The organism is Pseudomonas thivervalensis, assembly GCF_001269655.1.
Taxonomy (GTDB): Bacteria; Pseudomonadota; Gammaproteobacteria; order Pseudomonadales; family Pseudomonadaceae; genus Aquipseudomonas; species Aquipseudomonas thivervalensis.
In genome coordinates this window covers 337,167-351,793 of the sequence record NZ_LHVE01000007.1, presented here as the reverse complement: position 1 = coordinate 351,793, position 14,627 = coordinate 337,167, and the positions used below count along the sequence as shown (strand labels likewise).

General features: G+C 60.4%; 17 protein-coding genes. 8 read left to right on the top strand and 9 right to left on the bottom strand.

From position 1 onward, the window contains the following. Positions 1-2: 2 nt before the first annotated feature. Complete coding sequence (locus AD659_RS09395; RefSeq protein ID WP_018603125.1) at positions 3-857, top strand: LysR substrate-binding domain-containing protein; 855 nt, start codon at positions 3-5, stop codon at positions 855-857. On the opposite strand, the gene AD659_RS09390 is transcribed toward AD659_RS09395, so the two are convergent. Beyond that, positions 847-1,623: a sulfite exporter TauE/SafE family protein gene (locus tag AD659_RS09390; protein ID WP_419242247.1), complete on the bottom strand. Its 777-nt coding sequence runs from the start codon at positions 1,621-1,623 to the stop codon at positions 847-849. The two genes, AD659_RS09395 and AD659_RS09390, sit on opposite strands and share 11 nt — an antisense overlap. 119 nt (positions 1,624-1,742) lie before the next feature. Between AD659_RS09390 and AD659_RS09385 the strand changes: the two genes are divergently transcribed. The 3 genes from AD659_RS09385 (at position 1,743) to AD659_RS09375 (ending at position 4,055) form a co-directional block, all read left to right on the top strand. After that, positions 1,743-2,204 (top strand): MarR family winged helix-turn-helix transcriptional regulator, encoded by a 462-nt coding sequence (locus AD659_RS09385; protein WP_053120491.1) that lies wholly within the window; start codon positions 1,743-1,745, stop codon positions 2,202-2,204. 381 nt (positions 2,205-2,585) lie between these two features. Continuing rightward, positions 2,586-3,005, top strand: a complete 420-nt coding sequence (locus AD659_RS09380) for an organic hydroperoxide resistance protein (RefSeq protein WP_053120489.1) — start codon at positions 2,586-2,588, stop codon at positions 3,003-3,005. Positions 3,006-3,041: 36 nt separating this feature from the next. After that, positions 3,042-4,055: an alpha/beta hydrolase gene (locus AD659_RS09375; protein ID WP_053120487.1), complete on the top strand. Its 1,014-nt coding sequence runs from the start codon at positions 3,042-3,044 to the stop codon at positions 4,053-4,055. A 248-nt stretch (positions 4,056-4,303) separates the two neighbouring features. On the opposite strand, the gene AD659_RS09370 is transcribed toward AD659_RS09375, so the two are convergent. After that, positions 4,304-4,873, bottom strand: a complete 570-nt coding sequence (locus tag AD659_RS09370) for an elongation factor P (RefSeq protein ID WP_018603118.1) — start codon at positions 4,871-4,873, stop codon at positions 4,304-4,306. 48 nt (positions 4,874-4,921) lie between these two features. Beyond that, on the bottom strand, positions 4,922-6,055 hold the full coding sequence (earP, locus tag AD659_RS09365; protein ID WP_053120485.1) for an elongation factor P maturation arginine rhamnosyltransferase EarP: 1,134 nt from the start codon (positions 6,053-6,055) through the stop codon (positions 4,922-4,924). A 121-nt stretch (positions 6,056-6,176) separates the two neighbouring features. Here earP and AD659_RS09360 point away from each other — a divergent pair, with 121 nt between their 5' ends. After that, positions 6,177-6,563, top strand: coding sequence for a cytochrome b/b6 domain-containing protein (locus AD659_RS09360; protein WP_053120483.1), 387 nt, complete (start codon positions 6,177-6,179; stop codon positions 6,561-6,563). 1 nt (position 6,564) lies between these two features. Beyond that, a complete protein-coding gene (locus AD659_RS09355; protein ID WP_053120481.1) occupies positions 6,565-7,047 on the top strand; it encodes a GreA/GreB family elongation factor in 483 nt (160 codons plus the stop codon). Between the two features lie 9 nt (positions 7,048-7,056). On the opposite strand, the gene cysB is transcribed toward AD659_RS09355, so the two are convergent. From cysB to AD659_RS09335, 4 genes are all read right to left on the bottom strand, one after another. Further along, a complete protein-coding gene (gene cysB / locus AD659_RS09350) occupies positions 7,057-8,031 on the bottom strand; it encodes an HTH-type transcriptional regulator CysB (protein WP_003199376.1) in 975 nt (324 codons plus the stop codon). 110 nt (positions 8,032-8,141) lie between these two features. Further along, positions 8,142-8,642, bottom strand: a complete 501-nt coding sequence (locus AD659_RS09345) for a universal stress protein (protein WP_053120475.1) — start codon at positions 8,640-8,642, stop codon at positions 8,142-8,144. 96 nt (positions 8,643-8,738) lie between these two features. Beyond that, positions 8,739-9,644, bottom strand: a complete 906-nt coding sequence (locus tag AD659_RS09340) for a 5'-nucleotidase (protein WP_053120473.1) — start codon at positions 9,642-9,644, stop codon at positions 8,739-8,741. A 22-nt stretch (positions 9,645-9,666) separates the two neighbouring features. Next, positions 9,667-10,620 carry a putative 2-dehydropantoate 2-reductase gene (locus tag AD659_RS09335; RefSeq protein ID WP_053120471.1) on the bottom strand — a complete coding sequence of 318 codons (954 nt, stop codon included), beginning with the start codon at positions 10,618-10,620 and terminating at the stop codon, positions 9,667-9,669. Between the two features lie 266 nt (positions 10,621-10,886). Between AD659_RS09335 and AD659_RS09330 the strand changes: the two genes are divergently transcribed. Continuing rightward, complete coding sequence (locus AD659_RS09330; RefSeq protein ID WP_003183777.1) at positions 10,887-11,963, top strand: 3-deoxy-7-phosphoheptulonate synthase; 1,077 nt, start codon at positions 10,887-10,889, stop codon at positions 11,961-11,963. 175 nt (positions 11,964-12,138) lie between these two features. Here AD659_RS09330 and AD659_RS09325 read toward each other — a convergent pair whose 3' ends face one another. Beyond that, positions 12,139-12,420 carry a GNAT family N-acetyltransferase gene (locus AD659_RS09325; protein ID WP_053120470.1) on the bottom strand — a complete coding sequence of 94 codons (282 nt, stop codon included), beginning with the start codon at positions 12,418-12,420 and terminating at the stop codon, positions 12,139-12,141. Positions 12,421-13,055: 635 nt separating this feature from the next. Here AD659_RS09325 and oprI point away from each other — a divergent pair. Further along, entirely contained in the window at positions 13,056-13,307 is a 252-nt protein-coding gene (gene oprI, locus AD659_RS09320) for an outer membrane lipoprotei OprI (protein ID WP_003183784.1), read from the top strand. A 139-nt stretch (positions 13,308-13,446) separates the two neighbouring features. On the opposite strand, the gene AD659_RS09315 is transcribed toward oprI, so the two are convergent. Continuing rightward, a complete protein-coding gene (locus tag AD659_RS09315; RefSeq protein ID WP_053120467.1) occupies positions 13,447-14,418 on the bottom strand; it encodes a L,D-transpeptidase family protein in 972 nt (323 codons plus the stop codon). Positions 14,419-14,627: the final 209 nt, after the last annotated feature.

Below are 14,627 nucleotides of genomic sequence, written 5' to 3'. Positions count from 1 at the left end.
AATTGTCGAGTTACCCGAGCATCGATACGGAAGTGCTGCGGACCTTTGTCGCCATCGCCGACCAAGGCGGTTTCACCCGGGCCGGGGAATTGGTCAATCGCACCCAGTCTGCCGTCAGCATGCAGATGAAGCGGCTGGAAGAAGACGTATTGCAGCGACGACTCTTCGAGCGCGACGGGCGTCAGGTCAAGCTCACCGCCGAAGGCCAGGTGCTGCTGGGCTACGCGCGACGGATCCTCAAGCTGCACAGCGAGGTCTTCAATACCCTGCGCGAACCGCACATGGTGGGCACGGTGCGCATCGGCACGCCGGACGATTACGTGATGCGCTTCCTGCCGGGCATCCTGCAACGCTTCGCCCAGTTCTATCCCTTGATCGAAATCGAAGTGCACTGCGAGTCATCCAAGCAGTTGCTGCTGCGCCAGGACCTGGACCTGTCCATCGTCACCCGTAAACCGGGGGACGAAATCGGCCAATTGTTGCGCAAGGAACGTTTTGTCTGGGCCGAAGCCGCCTGCTTCAACGTCCATGAACAAACGCCGCTGCCGCTGGCGATGTTCAACAGTGACTGTTTCTGCCGGCAATGGGCCTGCAATGCACTGGATGCCATGGGCCGCGACTATCGTGTGGCGTACAACAGCTCGAGCCTGTCGGCGCTCATGGCGGTGGTGGGTGCCGGCCTGGCAATCACGGCGCAACTGGAAAGCCTGCTGACCCCGGACATGCGCGTACTCGGCGAGGCCGAAGACCTGCCGGAACTGCCCGAGGCCAGCATCATGCTGATCCGCAACCTGCATAACCCATCGCCGATCACCGAGTGCCTGGCCGAGCACATCATCGAAGGTTTCAAACTTTAAAGGCGAGCAGCACCGCGCACAGCACCAGGAAACCGCAGAACAGCCCGCGCAGCAGCCGCTCCGGCAAGGCGTGGGCGACTTTCACTCCCCAACTGATGCTCAGCAGGCCACCGACAGCCAGCGGCAGGCCGATGCTCCAGTCCACTTCGTGGTGAAACGCATACGTGGCGAGAGTCACACCCGTACTGGGCAAGGCCAACGCCAGGGACAAGCCTTGGGCAACCACTTGGGTGGTGCCAAAAACGCTGGTCAGGATCGGCGTGGCGACCACGGCCCCACCGACACCGAACAGACCGCCCATGGTGCCGGATGCGGCTCCCAGCACGCCGAGCCACGGCCAGCCATGACGCATCTGCGCCGACGCGGGTGCAGTGGCGGCGAACATGCGGACCAGGTTGTACAGTGTCAGCGCGATCAGGAACGCCACGAAGCCGATTCGCATGCTGTCCGCGTCGATTCCCACGGCCCAGATCGAGCCGAGCCAGGCAAAGCAGAACCCCATGGAAGCCAACGGCAGGACATGGCGCAATTCGATGCGATTGCGCTGGTGATAGCGCCACAACGCAAGCATGACGTTGGGCACCACCATGACCAGCGCCGTACCTTGGGCCAGTTGCTGGTCGAGGCCGAACCAGACGCCCAGTACCGGAATGGCAATCAGGCCGCCACCGATCCCGAACAATCCACCCAAGGTGCCTAGAACGGCACCAAACAGCAAAAACTGTACAAATTCGAACAAGACGATTCCCCTTTCCTCAGGGCGCATATCCTACGCAGTCGGCGCCAGTGGGGAAACGGGACATCTGATCAGGTCGTCAGAATTATCTGGCGCATTAAAGATTTGCCCGCTAGATTCGTAACGATCATTGATTTGAAGGTTTTGCCATGAACACCCTGCGCGACACCCCCGAAGCCTGTGAAGCCCTGCTGCTCGACAACCAGGTCTGCTTCGCCCTGCACTCCACGTCACTGCTGATGACCAAGGTCTACAAGCCACTGCTACAGGCCCTGGGCCTGACGTATCCGCAGTACCTGGCAATGATGGTGCTGTGGGAAAAGGACGGATTGACCGTCGGTGAAATCAGCACACGCCTGCTGACCGACCCCGGCTCGTTGACCCCGCTGCTCAAGCGCCTGGAGGCCGAAGGCCTGTTGAGCCGCACCCGCAGCCGTGAGGACGAACGCGTGGTGATTGTCGAACTCACCGAACAGGGCCGCGCCCTGCGGGAAAAAGCCCTCGACATCCCCCAGTGCATCCTCGCCGCCAGCGGCCAGACCCTGGAGCAGTTGAAGAAGCTGCAACTTGACCTGCAAGCGCTGCGCGGGCATTTGCAAGACAGCCTCTGACCCCTCCTGTGGGAGGGGGCTTGCTCGCGAACGCGCCGGCACGCCCAATACCTCCCCCCACTGATCCACCGCTATCGCGAGCAAGCTCGCTCCCACAATGTTCTGTGTCGGACATGAATTTTGTGTTCACCGAAGACCCAGTGTGGGAGCGAGCTTGCTCGCGATAGCGGCAGCCCTGCCTATCCTGTCCCTCCTCAAAAAATTTTTTACCCTAAGAAACAGCTCTAGCTAAAGGCTTTCAGACCTTTTCAGTTCAATTATCCAATCTCGCCTCGAAAATTTATCTTGCGCACAAAATATTAGCGCTATACATTCATCTCACACCTAATTAGCGCGCAAACATTTAGCGCGAACAACCAACCCAGAAACGAGGCGCTCATCATGCAAACGCTCTACACCGCAATCGCAACCTCCACCGGCGGCCGTGATGGTCGTGCGATCTCCAGTGACAACGTCCTCGACGTCAAACTCGCCACGCCCAAGGAACTCGGCGGTGTAGGCGGTGCGGCGACCAACCCTGAGCAGCTGTTCGCCGCCGGCTATTCGGCCTGCTTCATCGGCGCCTTGAAATTCGTGGCCGGCCAAAGCAAACGCAAGATCCCGGACGACGCCTCGATCACTGCCCATGTCGGCATCGGCCAGATCCCCGGCGGTTTCGGCCTCGACATCGACCTGCACGTCAGCCTGCCGGGCCTGGACCAGGCCGACGCGCAAAGCCTGGTGGACGCGGCTCACCAAGTCTGCCCGTACTCCAACGCCACCCGCGGCAACGTTGACGTGCGCCTGCACGTGACCGTCTAAACCAGCCACACCGGCCCCGAATTCAAGGAAATACACATGAACACGCTCAGCAAAACCCTGACCGCCACTCTTCTCGCCCTCAGCGTCAGCAGTGCCTTCGCCAATGGCATCGTCGAACACAACACCCAAGCGTTTCTCGACGTGCTGAATGCCGGCACCGGCAAGCCGCTGGAGCAGCTGTCGCCCAAGGATGCACGTGCCGTTCTGGTCGGCGCCCAGGCAGGTGTGAAATTGACGCTGCCCAAAGCCGACGTCAGCGAGAAAACCATCCAGGTCGATGGCCAGCCGATCAGCCTGACCATCGTTCGTCCGGCCGGGGTCAAGGGTGAGTTACCCGTGTTCATGTTCTTCCACGGCGGTGGTTGGGTACTGGGGGACTTCCCGACCCACGAACGACTGGTTCGGGATCTGGTGGCGGGTTCGGGTGCCGTCGCGGTGTTCGTCAACTACACGCCATCCCCCGAGGCGCATTACCCGGTGGCGATCAACCAGGCCTATGCGGCGACGAAGTGGGTCGCCGAGCATGGCAAGGAAATCAATGTCGATGGCAAGCGCCTGGCAGTAGCGGGCAATAGCGTTGGTGGCAACATGGCCGCGGTCGTGGCACTGATGGCCAAGGACAAGGGCACCCCGGCGATCCGCTTCCAGGCCCTGTTATGGCCGGTGACCGATGCCAGCTTCGAGACGGCGTCCTACAACCAGTTCGCTGAAGGGCATTTCCTTAGCAAGAACATGATGAAGTGGTTCTGGGACAACTACACCACCGATGCCGGGCAACGCGGCGAGATCTATGCTTCGCCATTGCGGGCAACCACCGCGCAACTCAAGGGCCTGCCGCCCGCGCTGGTGCAGACAGCCGAGGCTGACGTGCTGCGCGACGAAGGTGAAGCGTACGCTCGCAAGCTGGACGCGGCCGGTGTCCCGGTCACAGCTGTACGTTACAACGGCATGATCCACGATTATGGCTTGCTCAACGTGGTGAGCCAGGTGCCGGCGGTGCGTTCGGCGATGTTGCAGGTGTCGCAAGAGCTCAAGCAACACCTGAAGTAACCGCACGCCAAAGCCTTTGTGGCGAGGGAGCTTGCTCCCGCTCGGCTGTGCAGGAGCTGGCGAAGCCTGCGATCTTTTGATCTTTCGTTTAAGACTCAAGTGTTTGGGGAAAGATCGCGGCCTCGCTCCGCTCGACAGCTCCTACAGGCCCAGCGGGAGCAAGCTCCCTCGTCACAGGGGCCCGGGTCGAAAAAGATATAAAAAAGCCCGACTCAATGGTCGGGCTTTTTTCATACAGAAGGCTTCGCTTATTTAGCGCGGCCTTTGTAGGAACCGCCTTCGCGGGTATCGATCTCGATCTTGTCACCGATTTCGATGAAGTCAGCAACTTGCAGCTCGGTACCGTTGCTCAGTTTGGCAGGCTTCATGACCTTGCCGGAAGTGTCGCCGCGAGCGGAACCTTCAGTGTAGTCAACGACACGCACGATGGTGGTCGGCAGTTCTACGGAAACCAGGCGCTCTTCGAAGAACACGGCTTCGCAGACGTCGGTCATGCCTTCTTCGATGAACGGCAGAACGCTTTCGATGTCTTCGGCGTTCAGCTCGTACATGGTGTAGTCAGTGGTGTCCATGAACGTGTAGGTGTCGCCGCTGATGAAGGACAGGGTCGCTTCTTTGCGGTCGAGGATCACGTCGTCCAGTTTGTCGTCGGCGCTGTAGACGATCTCGGTCTTGTAACCGGTCAGCAGGTTCTTCAGCTTGGTCTTCATGATCGCGCTGTTACGACCCGACTTGGTGAACTCAGCTTTCTGAACCAGCCAAGGATCGTTTTCGAGACGGATCACGGTCCCGGGTTTCAGTTCTTTACCAGTTTTCATTGCGAATATCCGAATTTGGATGGGATTTACAAAAATCTAGGCCGCGTATCATATCCAATTTACATAAAACTTCACCAGCGCTGCGGCAAGATCGGGTCGCGAGGCCTGTTCCAGACACCACGCCTGGGCGTGTTCGAGCAGTTCCGGCTGCTGTTCGCGGCTGGCTTTCCAATGCTCGGCCATGTCCTGGCCGGCATTCCAGGCCCGCCAGAGACCGCTGGTCGCTTTTTGCGCGGCCGGCGAAAGCCCCTGATTGTAGAGGGCGAGAAACGCCTCGAGCTTTTCCAGGTGGACGTCTTCTTCCTGCTGGTAGATATGCCACAGCAGCGGACGGCCGGCCCACTGGGCGCGCACGAAGGAGTCCTCGCCGCGCACGGCATTGAAATCACAGCACCACAGCAAGTGGTCGTACTGATCCTGGCGGACGAACGGCAGCACCTGCACCGTCAGCGCGCCGCGTCGATGCAGCGCACCGGCCTTCAGGCCTTCGACACCGAGCCAACGCTCGACATCGCCCAACACCCGCCCTTCGGGAACCAGTACATGAAACGCCTGGGCATCGGTGGCCATCGCGTCAAACCAGCTCGCCAAACCTGCGTTCTCGTAGGCAAACAAGGAGATCAGGCAGCTTTCCGGCGCCCGCTCGACACCCAAGCCTTGCAGGAAAATGCGCTGTGCCTCGGCATCCTGCTGGAATTGCCAACGACGCTCCAGCAGCCCGGCCTCACGCAGCAAGCCACCGGTCCCCTCCCGGAAGCCGGGGAAAAAGAAATATTTCTGCACATGCTTGTATTTGACCGACGGCAAGCCGTGGCAACCGACCACCCAGTCCTCGGCGCTCAAATAATCGAGGTTCATCCACAAGGGCGCGGTCGGGCGCTCGGCCATCGCCTCCATGTAGGCACTCGGCAACTGGCAGGCAAACGCGGCGATCACCACCTCGGCGGCCTCGGTGGCCGGCCAGTCCGCGGGCCAGTGGCGCACCTCTACGCCCTGCTGCCACTGCTCGGACAGGGTGATATCGATTTGCGGACACAGCCGTTCGAAAGCGCGCAGGTCGTCGACCCAGAGCCGCACCGCGCATTGGTGCTCGGCCACCAGTTGCCGAGCCAGGCGCCAAGTGACACCGATGTCGCCATAGTTATCGACGACGGTGCAAAAAATATCCCAGCGCACAGCCATTCCCGACTCCCTGTGATAAAGGCCTGATTGTCCCGAATAAACCGATCGCGCAGAAGAGCCGACGGCGATTAATCTTCATGCGACAATCAACGCCTGCCCATGACCCTGCCAGGAAGCAGCCATGCCTGATCACCCGCCGGCCCCACGTTTCAGCGCTTTGCAATTGACTGTCAGTATTGCCCTGGGCCTGTGGCTGGGTTTTCTCGCCATCGTCCTGACGGGCTGGTTGCTGTCCCGGTTCCTCTTCACCGAGCAACTGGCGCCCGTGGCCGCCGCCGTCCACCAACTGGCGCAACCGCCGGCAGAGCAACCGGCCCCGGAGCCGCCCACGCCGATGTTTGAACAGTACCAGCAGAACCTGCAACGCAACGAGCAGCGCCAGGCCCTTGATCAAGCCCGCAGCAACCCTCGCAACCTGTCCAACCCCAAGTGCCAGTTCTGGTTGCAACAGGACCAGAATGCGCCCAGTGAAAAAAGCCGCGCCAACGTACTGCAATTCTGCGAATGACATGAATAAACAGACCGTCCACCAGTTGATCCTCGACAAGCTCAAGATTGATCTCGACATCGCCGAACGCGCCGCGCAGACCGCCTACGAAACCGCGACCCACGAAGAAAACATCGCCGAGAACAAATACGACACCCTGGGCCTCGAGGCGTCCTACCTCGCCGCCGGACAAGCCAGGCGCGTGGAAGAAATCCGTCAGGCCCTCACCCTCTGCCAGAACCTGGCGTTGAGGCCTTACGACGAACAGCGTGGCATTCAGGTCGGCACGTTGATCGGGTTGGAAGACGAGGACGGCCGCCAGCAATGGCTATTCCTGGGGCCGGATGCGGCGGGGTTGAAGGTCTCGCTGGTGGGTCAGCCGATCACCGTCATCACCCCTCGCTCACCGCTGGGCCGAGGCCTGCTGGGCAAGTTCGAAGGGGATGAGATAGAGATCGTCGTAGCGGGCGCCCGGCAACAATTCGCTGTCACCGAGGCGATCTAGAAAGCGGCCTCAGTGCACCGGCAGTTCGACGCCGTCGAACAATTCTTCGAGTTCCTGCTTGTTGTGACACTGGATGGCCTTGGCCATGACTTCCCGGGTCAGGTGCGGCGCGAATTTCTCGATGAAATCGCACATGAAACCGCGCAGGAAGGTGCCACGACGGAAACCGATCTTGGTCACGCTGGATTCGAACAACTCGCTGGCGTCCAATACCACCAGATCACTGTCGAGCTTGGTATCGACGGCCATCTTCGCGACGATGCCCACGCCCAGGCCCAGGCGAACGTAAGTCTTGATCACGTCGGCGTCGGCGGCGGTGAACACCACTTTCGGCGTCAGGCCACGATGGCTGAAGGCTTCGTCGAGTTTGGAACGACCGGTGAAACCGAATACGTAGGTCACGATCGGGTATTCGGCCAGGGCTTCGAGGGTCAGCTTCGGCAGCTTGGTCAACGGATGGCCCTGGGGCACGACCACACAGCGGTTCCAGCGGTAGCACGGCATCATCACCAAGTCCCCGAACAGCTCCAGGGCCTCGGTGGCGATGGCGAAATCCACCGTGCCGTCGGCGGCCATCTCGGCGATCTGCATCGGCGAACCCTGGTGCATGTGCAGCGCCACGTCGGGGTATTGCTTGATGAAATTGCTGATCACCGGCGGCAGCGCATAACGGGCCTGGGTGTGGGTGGTGGCGATCGAGAGGGTGCCTTTTTTCTCGTTGGAGAATTCCTGGGCGATCTGCTTGATGCTTTCGACTTTGCGCAGGATTTCGCCTGCCGTGGTGATGATGCGCTCGCCAGCCGGGGTCACGCGGGTCAGGTGCTTGCCGCTGCGGGCAAAGACTTCGACGCCCAGTTCATCTTCCAACAGGCGGATCTGCTTGCTGATGCCGGGTTGCGACGTGTAGAGGCTTTGGGCAGTAGCGGAAACGTTGAGGTCGTGGTGCGCCACTTCCCAGATGTAGCGCAGTTGTTGAAGCTTCATATGTATCCCTCAAAGCAGTTGGACGCCACGGGCATCAGCGACGGTATATAACTATATGGAAGGTTTAGACAATAAATCTAGAACTTTTTATAAAACGCCATCATTTAGCCTCAAGCCTCGCCCTGCCGTCGGCGCTGCACCAGCGGTACCAGGTAGACCGGCACCCGGGATAACTGCAATACCCGCGCGGCGGTTCTGCCCAAAGGGGTTTCACCGCTCGCTCCTTGGCAATGACTGCCTACGATCAGCAAATCCACAGAGAGTTTCGCTGCCTGCTCCAGGATGACCTGGGAAGGATCGCCCTGGTATACCCTGACCGACTTGATCAGCTTCAAGTCCTGTTGCCCTTCCCCCAGTTCCTCACGGAAACTGTCGAGCACCCGCTGCTCGATATTAGCCATCACCGTATTCAGACCTTTGCGATGAAATTCGTTCAGCGCCTGCTCGTCGAGATAGCTTTGCAACACCGATTCGGCGAACAGCCCCATCGGTTCTACCGCATGCACCACATACAACTCGGCTTCAAACGTCCGTGCCAGCGCCAAGGCATGCTGCATCACATAAGGGGCATAAAGGCCCAGGTCTGTGGCGTACAGCATCGAACGAATCATGTGACCTCCTCACGTGCCAGAATGGCGGAGATTGATTCAGCTTAGCAGCGCCTTGGGGACTGCGACGTGCGGCCTGACGTCCCGGCCCCGAGGTCGTCAGGGCTTTATTTCGTTACTGATGCCATGGGGCACATGACCGGTGGCGACCACCTCCCGGGCCAGTTCGCAGTGGCCGGTCTGGTCATCGAAAAACACATCGGCGGCGAAGGCCTCCAGGAAGGCCGATTTGGTCAGGCCGCCGAGAAACAGCGACTCGTCCAAACGGATATCCCACTCACGCAACGTCCGGATGACCCGCTCGTGGGCCGGTGCCGAACGGGCGGTCACCAGGGCCGTGCGGATGGGGCAGGCGTCCTCGGGGAACTCGCGCTGCAGCGCGTTGAGCGCCGCCAGGAAGCCCTTGAACGGCCCGCCTCGCAGCGGCTCGCGGGCAGCCTGGCGCTCGCTGGCCTGGAAGGCTTCCAGGCCAGCGGCCTGATAGACACGCTCCGACTCATCGGAAAACAGCACGGCATCGCCGTCGAAGGCAATGCGCAGTTCTGCGCTGGCGGCGCGACTGGCCCCACCCGACAGGATGGTCGCCGCGGCGAACCCGGCGTCCAGGGCGCTGCGCACGTCTTCAGCGTGGGTGGACAAGAACAGGTCGCAGCCGAATGCCTTGAGGTACGGGTAAGGACTGCGACCGCCAACGAAAGCCGCGCGCGAGATCGCCAACCCATAATGATGAATCGAGTTGAACACCCGAAGGCCGGTGTCGGCACTGTTGCGCGACACCAGGATCACCTCGACCCGGGCACGCCCCAGGTGTTCGTTGAGGTCCAGCAGCTTCTGCACGAGGGCGAACGCGTCACCGGGTGCCAGGACTTCGTCTTCATGCTCGATCTGGTATTGCCGATAGGCCTCGACGCCACTCGACAGGTACACCTTGTGGCTTTCCCTCAGGTCGAACAACGCCCGCGACGAAATCGCCAGCACCAGTTTGTCGTCGATGTTGTTTGCCATGCCGCTCCCCCTTTCGCCCCGCTCAGCGGTTACAGCGATCCATGAACGCCAACGCCTGATACAAGGCTTCGATTTTCGGCAGCTCACACCCTGCCGCTTTCGCCGCCGCCAACGGCCGGCCGTAGATAGCGTCCAGCTCCAGCGCACGTTTGTGGGAATAATCGTGGTACATGCTCGGCCAGTAATCGGGCATCTTCTCGGTCATCGTGAACAGATACTCGGCATAACCCGGCGCGATGTGATGCCCGCAGGCTTGCGCACCGCGGACCACCTCCGCCATCAGCGCCTGGATCAATTCACGACTCTGGTCGTTGGCCATCAACGGCGTGGTGCTGGCGCCCAGCAGAACCGAAAGACCGTTGTAGGGCACATTCCACACCAGCTTCTGCCAGCGGGCCTGTTGCAGGCCTGGCATGGCCTGGGCCTCGATGCCGGCGCTGCGGAACAACGTCGCCGCCTCTTCGACGATCGCCATGCGTTGCGCCTGATCGGCGCAAGGACCGCTGTGATAACCAACATTGACCGCACCGAGTGCCTGGTGGGCGACGACGCCAGGACCGACGCGATGCACACAGATCAGGCACAGCCCCCCCAGCAGGTGCAACGAATCGGGCAGCAACGCTCGAAGGTCGTCCTCGACATCCAGGCCGTTCTGCAGCAGCAGGACTTTTGCCCCGTCAGCGGCCGCCCGGGCAATGGCCGGGGCCAGGCCGGCATTGCTGGTGGTCTTGGCGCCGACCAGCAGCCAGTCGCAGGGCGGCATGTCGGCTGCCGAGCGATACGCCTGGACCGGGTTGAGGGCCAGCGCACCGTGAACCGCGCTGTCGATCCTCAAGCCGGCTTCGGCCACGGCAGCAAATTCGCTGCGCAATAGAAAGTGCACGTCAAAACCGGCACGCGCCAGCATCACACCGTAGAACCCGCCAATCGCCCCGGTGCCGATCATCCCGATCCGCGGTTTAGCGCCTGCCAGCATCGTTCAACTCTCCCGATAAAAGTCCCTGCACACTATCAGCGCGAGCGGCATGGCATGCAATCTTCATTACATCTGCTCACGAATCTGCTGCAGAGCCATCTCCAAGGCCTTTTCCCCAGCCTATAGGGCATTAAACCCGTCCCAGCCCATTGTCGAGCAACCTCGTAACGCGATAAGGTTCGGCTCCCCGACGCGCTTAAAATCCGCTGTGCACCGCCGCGCGGGGATCGCTGGCGGCCGGCACCCGTGACCTGACGAGTAACACGATGGCTGATTTACCGATCAACGACCTTAACGTCGCCTCCAACGAGACCCTCATCACGCCTGACCAGCTCAAGCGCGATATTCCCCTGAGCGACGCTGCCCTGCGCACCGTGACCAAGGGCCGGGAAGTCATTCGCAACATCCTGGACGGCACCGACCATCGCCTGTTCGTGGTGATCGGCCCCTGCTCGATCCACGACATCAAGGCCGCCCACGAATACGCTGAGCGCCTGAAGGTGCTGGCCGCGGAAGTTTCCGACACCCTGTACCTGGTCATGCGGGTGTATTTCGAGAAACCTCGGACCACCGTCGGCTGGAAAGGCCTGATCAACGACCCGTACCTGGATGACTCCTTCAAGATCCAGGATGGCCTGCACATCGGTCGCCAATTGCTGCTGGACCTGGCGGAAATGGGCCTGCCCACCGCCACCGAAGCCCTGGACCCGATCTCGCCGCAGTACTTGCAGGACTTGATCAGCTGGTCGGCCATCGGCGCGCGCACCACCGAATCCCAGACCCACCGCGAAATGGCCTCCGGCCTGTCGTCGGCGGTAGGCTTCAAGAACGGCACCGACGGCGGTCTCACCGTGGCGATCAACGCCTTGCAGTCGGTTTCCAGCCCGCACCGCTTCCTGGGCATCAACCAGGAAGGTGGCGTGTCGATCGTCACCACCAAGGGCAACGCCTACGGTCACGTGGTGCTGCGCGGTGGCAACGGCAAGCCGAACTACGACTCGGTCAGCGTCGCCCTGTGCGAGCAGGCGCTGAACAAAGCCAAGATCAAGCCGAACATCATGGTCGATTGCAGCCACGCCAACTCCAACAAGGACCCGGCCCTGCAACCGCTGGTGATGGAAAACGTGGCCAACCAGATCCTGGAAGGCAACCAGTCGATCATCGGCCTGATGGTCGAAAGCCACTTGAACTGGGGCTGCCAGGCTATCCCGAAAGACCTCGCCGACTTGCAGTACGGCGTTTCCATCACCGATGCCTGCATCGACTGGAGCGCGACCGAGAACACCCTGCGCAGCATGCATGCCAAGCTCAAGGATGTATTGCCGAAGCGGCAGCGTAGCTGAAAAAGATCGCAGCCTCGTTTCACTCGACAGCTCCTACACAGCTCCTACACAGCTCCTATACGTATTTGCGGTGGGGAGGTAGGAGCTGGCGAAGCCTGCGATCTTTTGCTTTCCTCAAGCCACAAAAAAACGCCGGACTTTTCAGTCCGGCGTTTTTATTGGGGAATCCGTATGCTCAGAGCTTCGCCGCGTGCCGCTGGTGACGCTCCATGTAGCGCTCCACGTAGGAGCAGGACGGGATCACCGTATAGCCCATTTCTTCGGCGTACTGCAGCGCCCTTTCGGTCAGCGCCGCCGCGATGCCCCGGCCGCGCAAGGCGTTGGGCACGAAGGTGCGATAGATGTCCAGGGTCTGCTTGCCCAGGTCCATATAGGTCAGATAGGCACGATGACCGTCCACGTTGGTCTCGAACTGATGACCAGCCTGGTCATGGTGGATGGTAACCGCCTCGCTCATCACTACTCCTCGCGGGTCTGAATGCCGACCCCTACCTTACCGATGTTTTTCCGGCGAAGGAACCTCTACGCCACCCCGTGCCTTCCCGGTCACCGAGCGCCAAAACCGAACCGCTCAAACCCGAGCACGTCGTGAATAGTAGGCACCAATGACGCAAATGCTCAAGGCACGCCTGTCATCGAAGGGGTGAGCCTGGTCGGGTTTATCGATTGAGCGCCATCGTCGCGCTGTAGTCGGTCGCGGTGCAATAGCTGAACATCGCCAGTTGTTGAGTCTTGAGACGAGTGCGCGTAGTTAAAGTCACCGCCAATACCAATAAAGATGCTCGCAGTGCTGCACAAAAAATGCACAAAAGTGTAGGTGAATCAATAAACAACGACGTTAGCGAGGGCTGCAAGAGTTCTCCCACGCCACGGAACTTTTTTTCCTCGACGCGCTCCAGGCAAGGGCCTCGGGCTGTATATTTTTTAAACAACCCTCAGAAAAGTTGCTCGAAAAAGAATCACCGCCTACAATTTTTTTGCTTCTTGCGCTACGTCAGTTTACTTACTACAAGTAATGGGTAGTATGTACGCCGGCTAACTCCCCAGTCTGGGGAGACAGTCACTAATAGAAAGTCCTTGAAGGGGAAACCGATGAACAACGTTCTGAAATTCTCTGCTCTGGCCCTGGCCGCAGTTCTGGCTACCGGTTGCAGCAGCGCATCGAAAGAAACCGAAGCACGTCTGACTGCTACCGAAGACGCAGCAGCTCGCTCCCAGGCTCGTGCAGACGAAGCTTACCGTAAAGCTGATGAAGCTCTGGCTGCTGCTCAAAAAGCACAACAGACTGCTGACGAAGCTAACGAGCGTGCTCTGCGCATGCTGGAAAAAGCTAGCCGCAAGTAATAGTCCTTCGGGATTGTTATCGAGCCGACCCATTTTTTGGGTCGGCTTTTTTTTGGATTCGAGAGCGGTTGCCCGGTATTTTGCCAGGCAATAAAAAACCCGCCGACATCGCGAAACGTCGACGGGTTGCTTTGGTATTTTACTGTTGCAAGTCGATCGGCGCGCTGGAAACCATCGGTGCCGAGGTATTCGGAACAGCGATCTCCACGGGCAGGCCATCTTCGGCCGCCACCACGTCCCGCACCACGTCCCAGTTCATGCGCAGGTTGCTGGTGATGTCTTCGCGCTTGAGCATCGCGTTGATCACTGCGGTGTGCTTGTCCACCACCGACGGGTTGCCCTTGTCGTCCAGCGGCGTATGCGCTTCCAGGTACACCTTGCCACCGCTCAAGCCCAGCTTGTAGGGGTCGTTGATGATTCGCACCGACGTGCCCACCGGCACCATGCCGGCCATTTCCAATACGTTGTTGTTGAACATCCGGAAGCAACCGTGGCTGGTGCGCATGCCGATGCCGAACTTCTTGTTCGAACCGTGGATCAGGTAGCCCGGGGTGCCCAAGGTGAACTTGAAAGGGCCCAGCGGGTTATCAGGGCCGGCAGGCACGACATTCGGCAACGGGTCGCCGTCGGCGGCGTGCTCGGCCTTGATCGATGCGGGTGGGGTCCAGGTCGGGTTCGGTGTCTTGGCGATGATGCTGGTGTGGGCGATCGGCGAGCCCCAGCCCTCACGTCCAATCCCCAGCGGGAAGGTGTAGACCACGTTCCGGCCCTTGGGGAAATAGTAGAGGCGGTACTCGGCCAGGTTGATCACGATGCCCTCGCGCGGGCCCGGCGGCAGGATGAAGCGAGTGGGCAGCACGATCTCGGTGCCAGTGCCCGGCAACCAGGGATCGACCCCCGGGTTGGCGGCGACCATTTCGCTGTAGCCCAGGTCATAGGTGGTGCCCAGGTCGGCGAAGGTGTCTTCGTATTTGGCCTTGATGACCTGCACCTGGCCGATGATGTCCTCACCCGGCGGTGGCAGGGGCAGCTCCAGGGCGGCAACGGGGCCCGCCACACACAGGGCGGCAAGAGACAGGCAGCGGGCGACGGCAGGCAAGCGCGGCAACATCCGGGAAATCCTTCGCAGATCGAACTGGGGTATGAAAACGGCGATTGTACACTGCCACCTGTTATTTCGGGGAGAGCGGTACAGAGGCGTCCGATGCGCAGCATGCCTGGAGCTTGAAATGAAAACCTGTGGGAGCGAGCTTGCTCGCGATAGCGGCGGCCTGCTTGCACTGTAATGGCTGTACCGGCCCTATCGCGAGCAAGCTCGCT

Excerpts from the sequence above, each read along its gene's own strand:
- AD659_RS09390 (WP_419242247.1), bottom strand. The coding sequence starts at position 1,623 with ATGCGCCCTGAGGAAAGGGGAATCGTCTTGTTCGAATTTGTACAGTTT.
- AD659_RS09385 (WP_053120491.1), top strand. The coding sequence starts at position 1,743 with ATGAACACCCTGCGCGACACCCCCGAAGCCTGTGAAGCCCTGCTGCTC.
- AD659_RS09380 (WP_053120489.1), top strand. The coding sequence starts at position 2,586 with ATGCAAACGCTCTACACCGCAATCGCAACCTCCACCGGCGGCCGTGAT.
- AD659_RS09375 (WP_053120487.1), top strand. The coding sequence starts at position 3,042 with ATGAACACGCTCAGCAAAACCCTGACCGCCACTCTTCTCGCCCTCAGC.
- AD659_RS09370 (WP_018603118.1), bottom strand. The coding sequence starts at position 4,873 with ATGAAAACTGGTAAAGAACTGAAACCCGGGACCGTGATCCGTCTCGAA.
- earP (WP_053120485.1), bottom strand. The coding sequence starts at position 6,055 with ATGGCTGTGCGCTGGGATATTTTTTGCACCGTCGTCGATAACTATGGC.
- AD659_RS09360 (WP_053120483.1), top strand. The coding sequence starts at position 6,177 with ATGCCTGATCACCCGCCGGCCCCACGTTTCAGCGCTTTGCAATTGACT.
- AD659_RS09355 (WP_053120481.1), top strand. The coding sequence starts at position 6,565 with ATGAATAAACAGACCGTCCACCAGTTGATCCTCGACAAGCTCAAGATT.
- cysB (WP_003199376.1), bottom strand. The coding sequence starts at position 8,031 with ATGAAGCTTCAACAACTGCGCTACATCTGGGAAGTGGCGCACCACGAC.
- AD659_RS09345 (WP_053120475.1), bottom strand. The coding sequence starts at position 8,642 with ATGATTCGTTCGATGCTGTACGCCACAGACCTGGGCCTTTATGCCCCT.
- AD659_RS09340 (WP_053120473.1), bottom strand. The coding sequence starts at position 9,644 with ATGGCAAACAACATCGACGACAAACTGGTGCTGGCGATTTCGTCGCGG.
- AD659_RS09335 (WP_053120471.1), bottom strand. The coding sequence starts at position 10,620 with ATGCTGGCAGGCGCTAAACCGCGGATCGGGATGATCGGCACCGGGGCG.
- AD659_RS09330 (WP_003183777.1), top strand. The coding sequence starts at position 10,887 with ATGGCTGATTTACCGATCAACGACCTTAACGTCGCCTCCAACGAGACC.
- AD659_RS09325 (WP_053120470.1), bottom strand. The coding sequence starts at position 12,420 with ATGAGCGAGGCGGTTACCATCCACCATGACCAGGCTGGTCATCAGTTC.
- oprI (WP_003183784.1), top strand. The coding sequence starts at position 13,056 with ATGAACAACGTTCTGAAATTCTCTGCTCTGGCCCTGGCCGCAGTTCTG.
- AD659_RS09315 (WP_053120467.1), bottom strand. The coding sequence starts at position 14,418 with ATGTTGCCGCGCTTGCCTGCCGTCGCCCGCTGCCTGTCTCTTGCCGCC.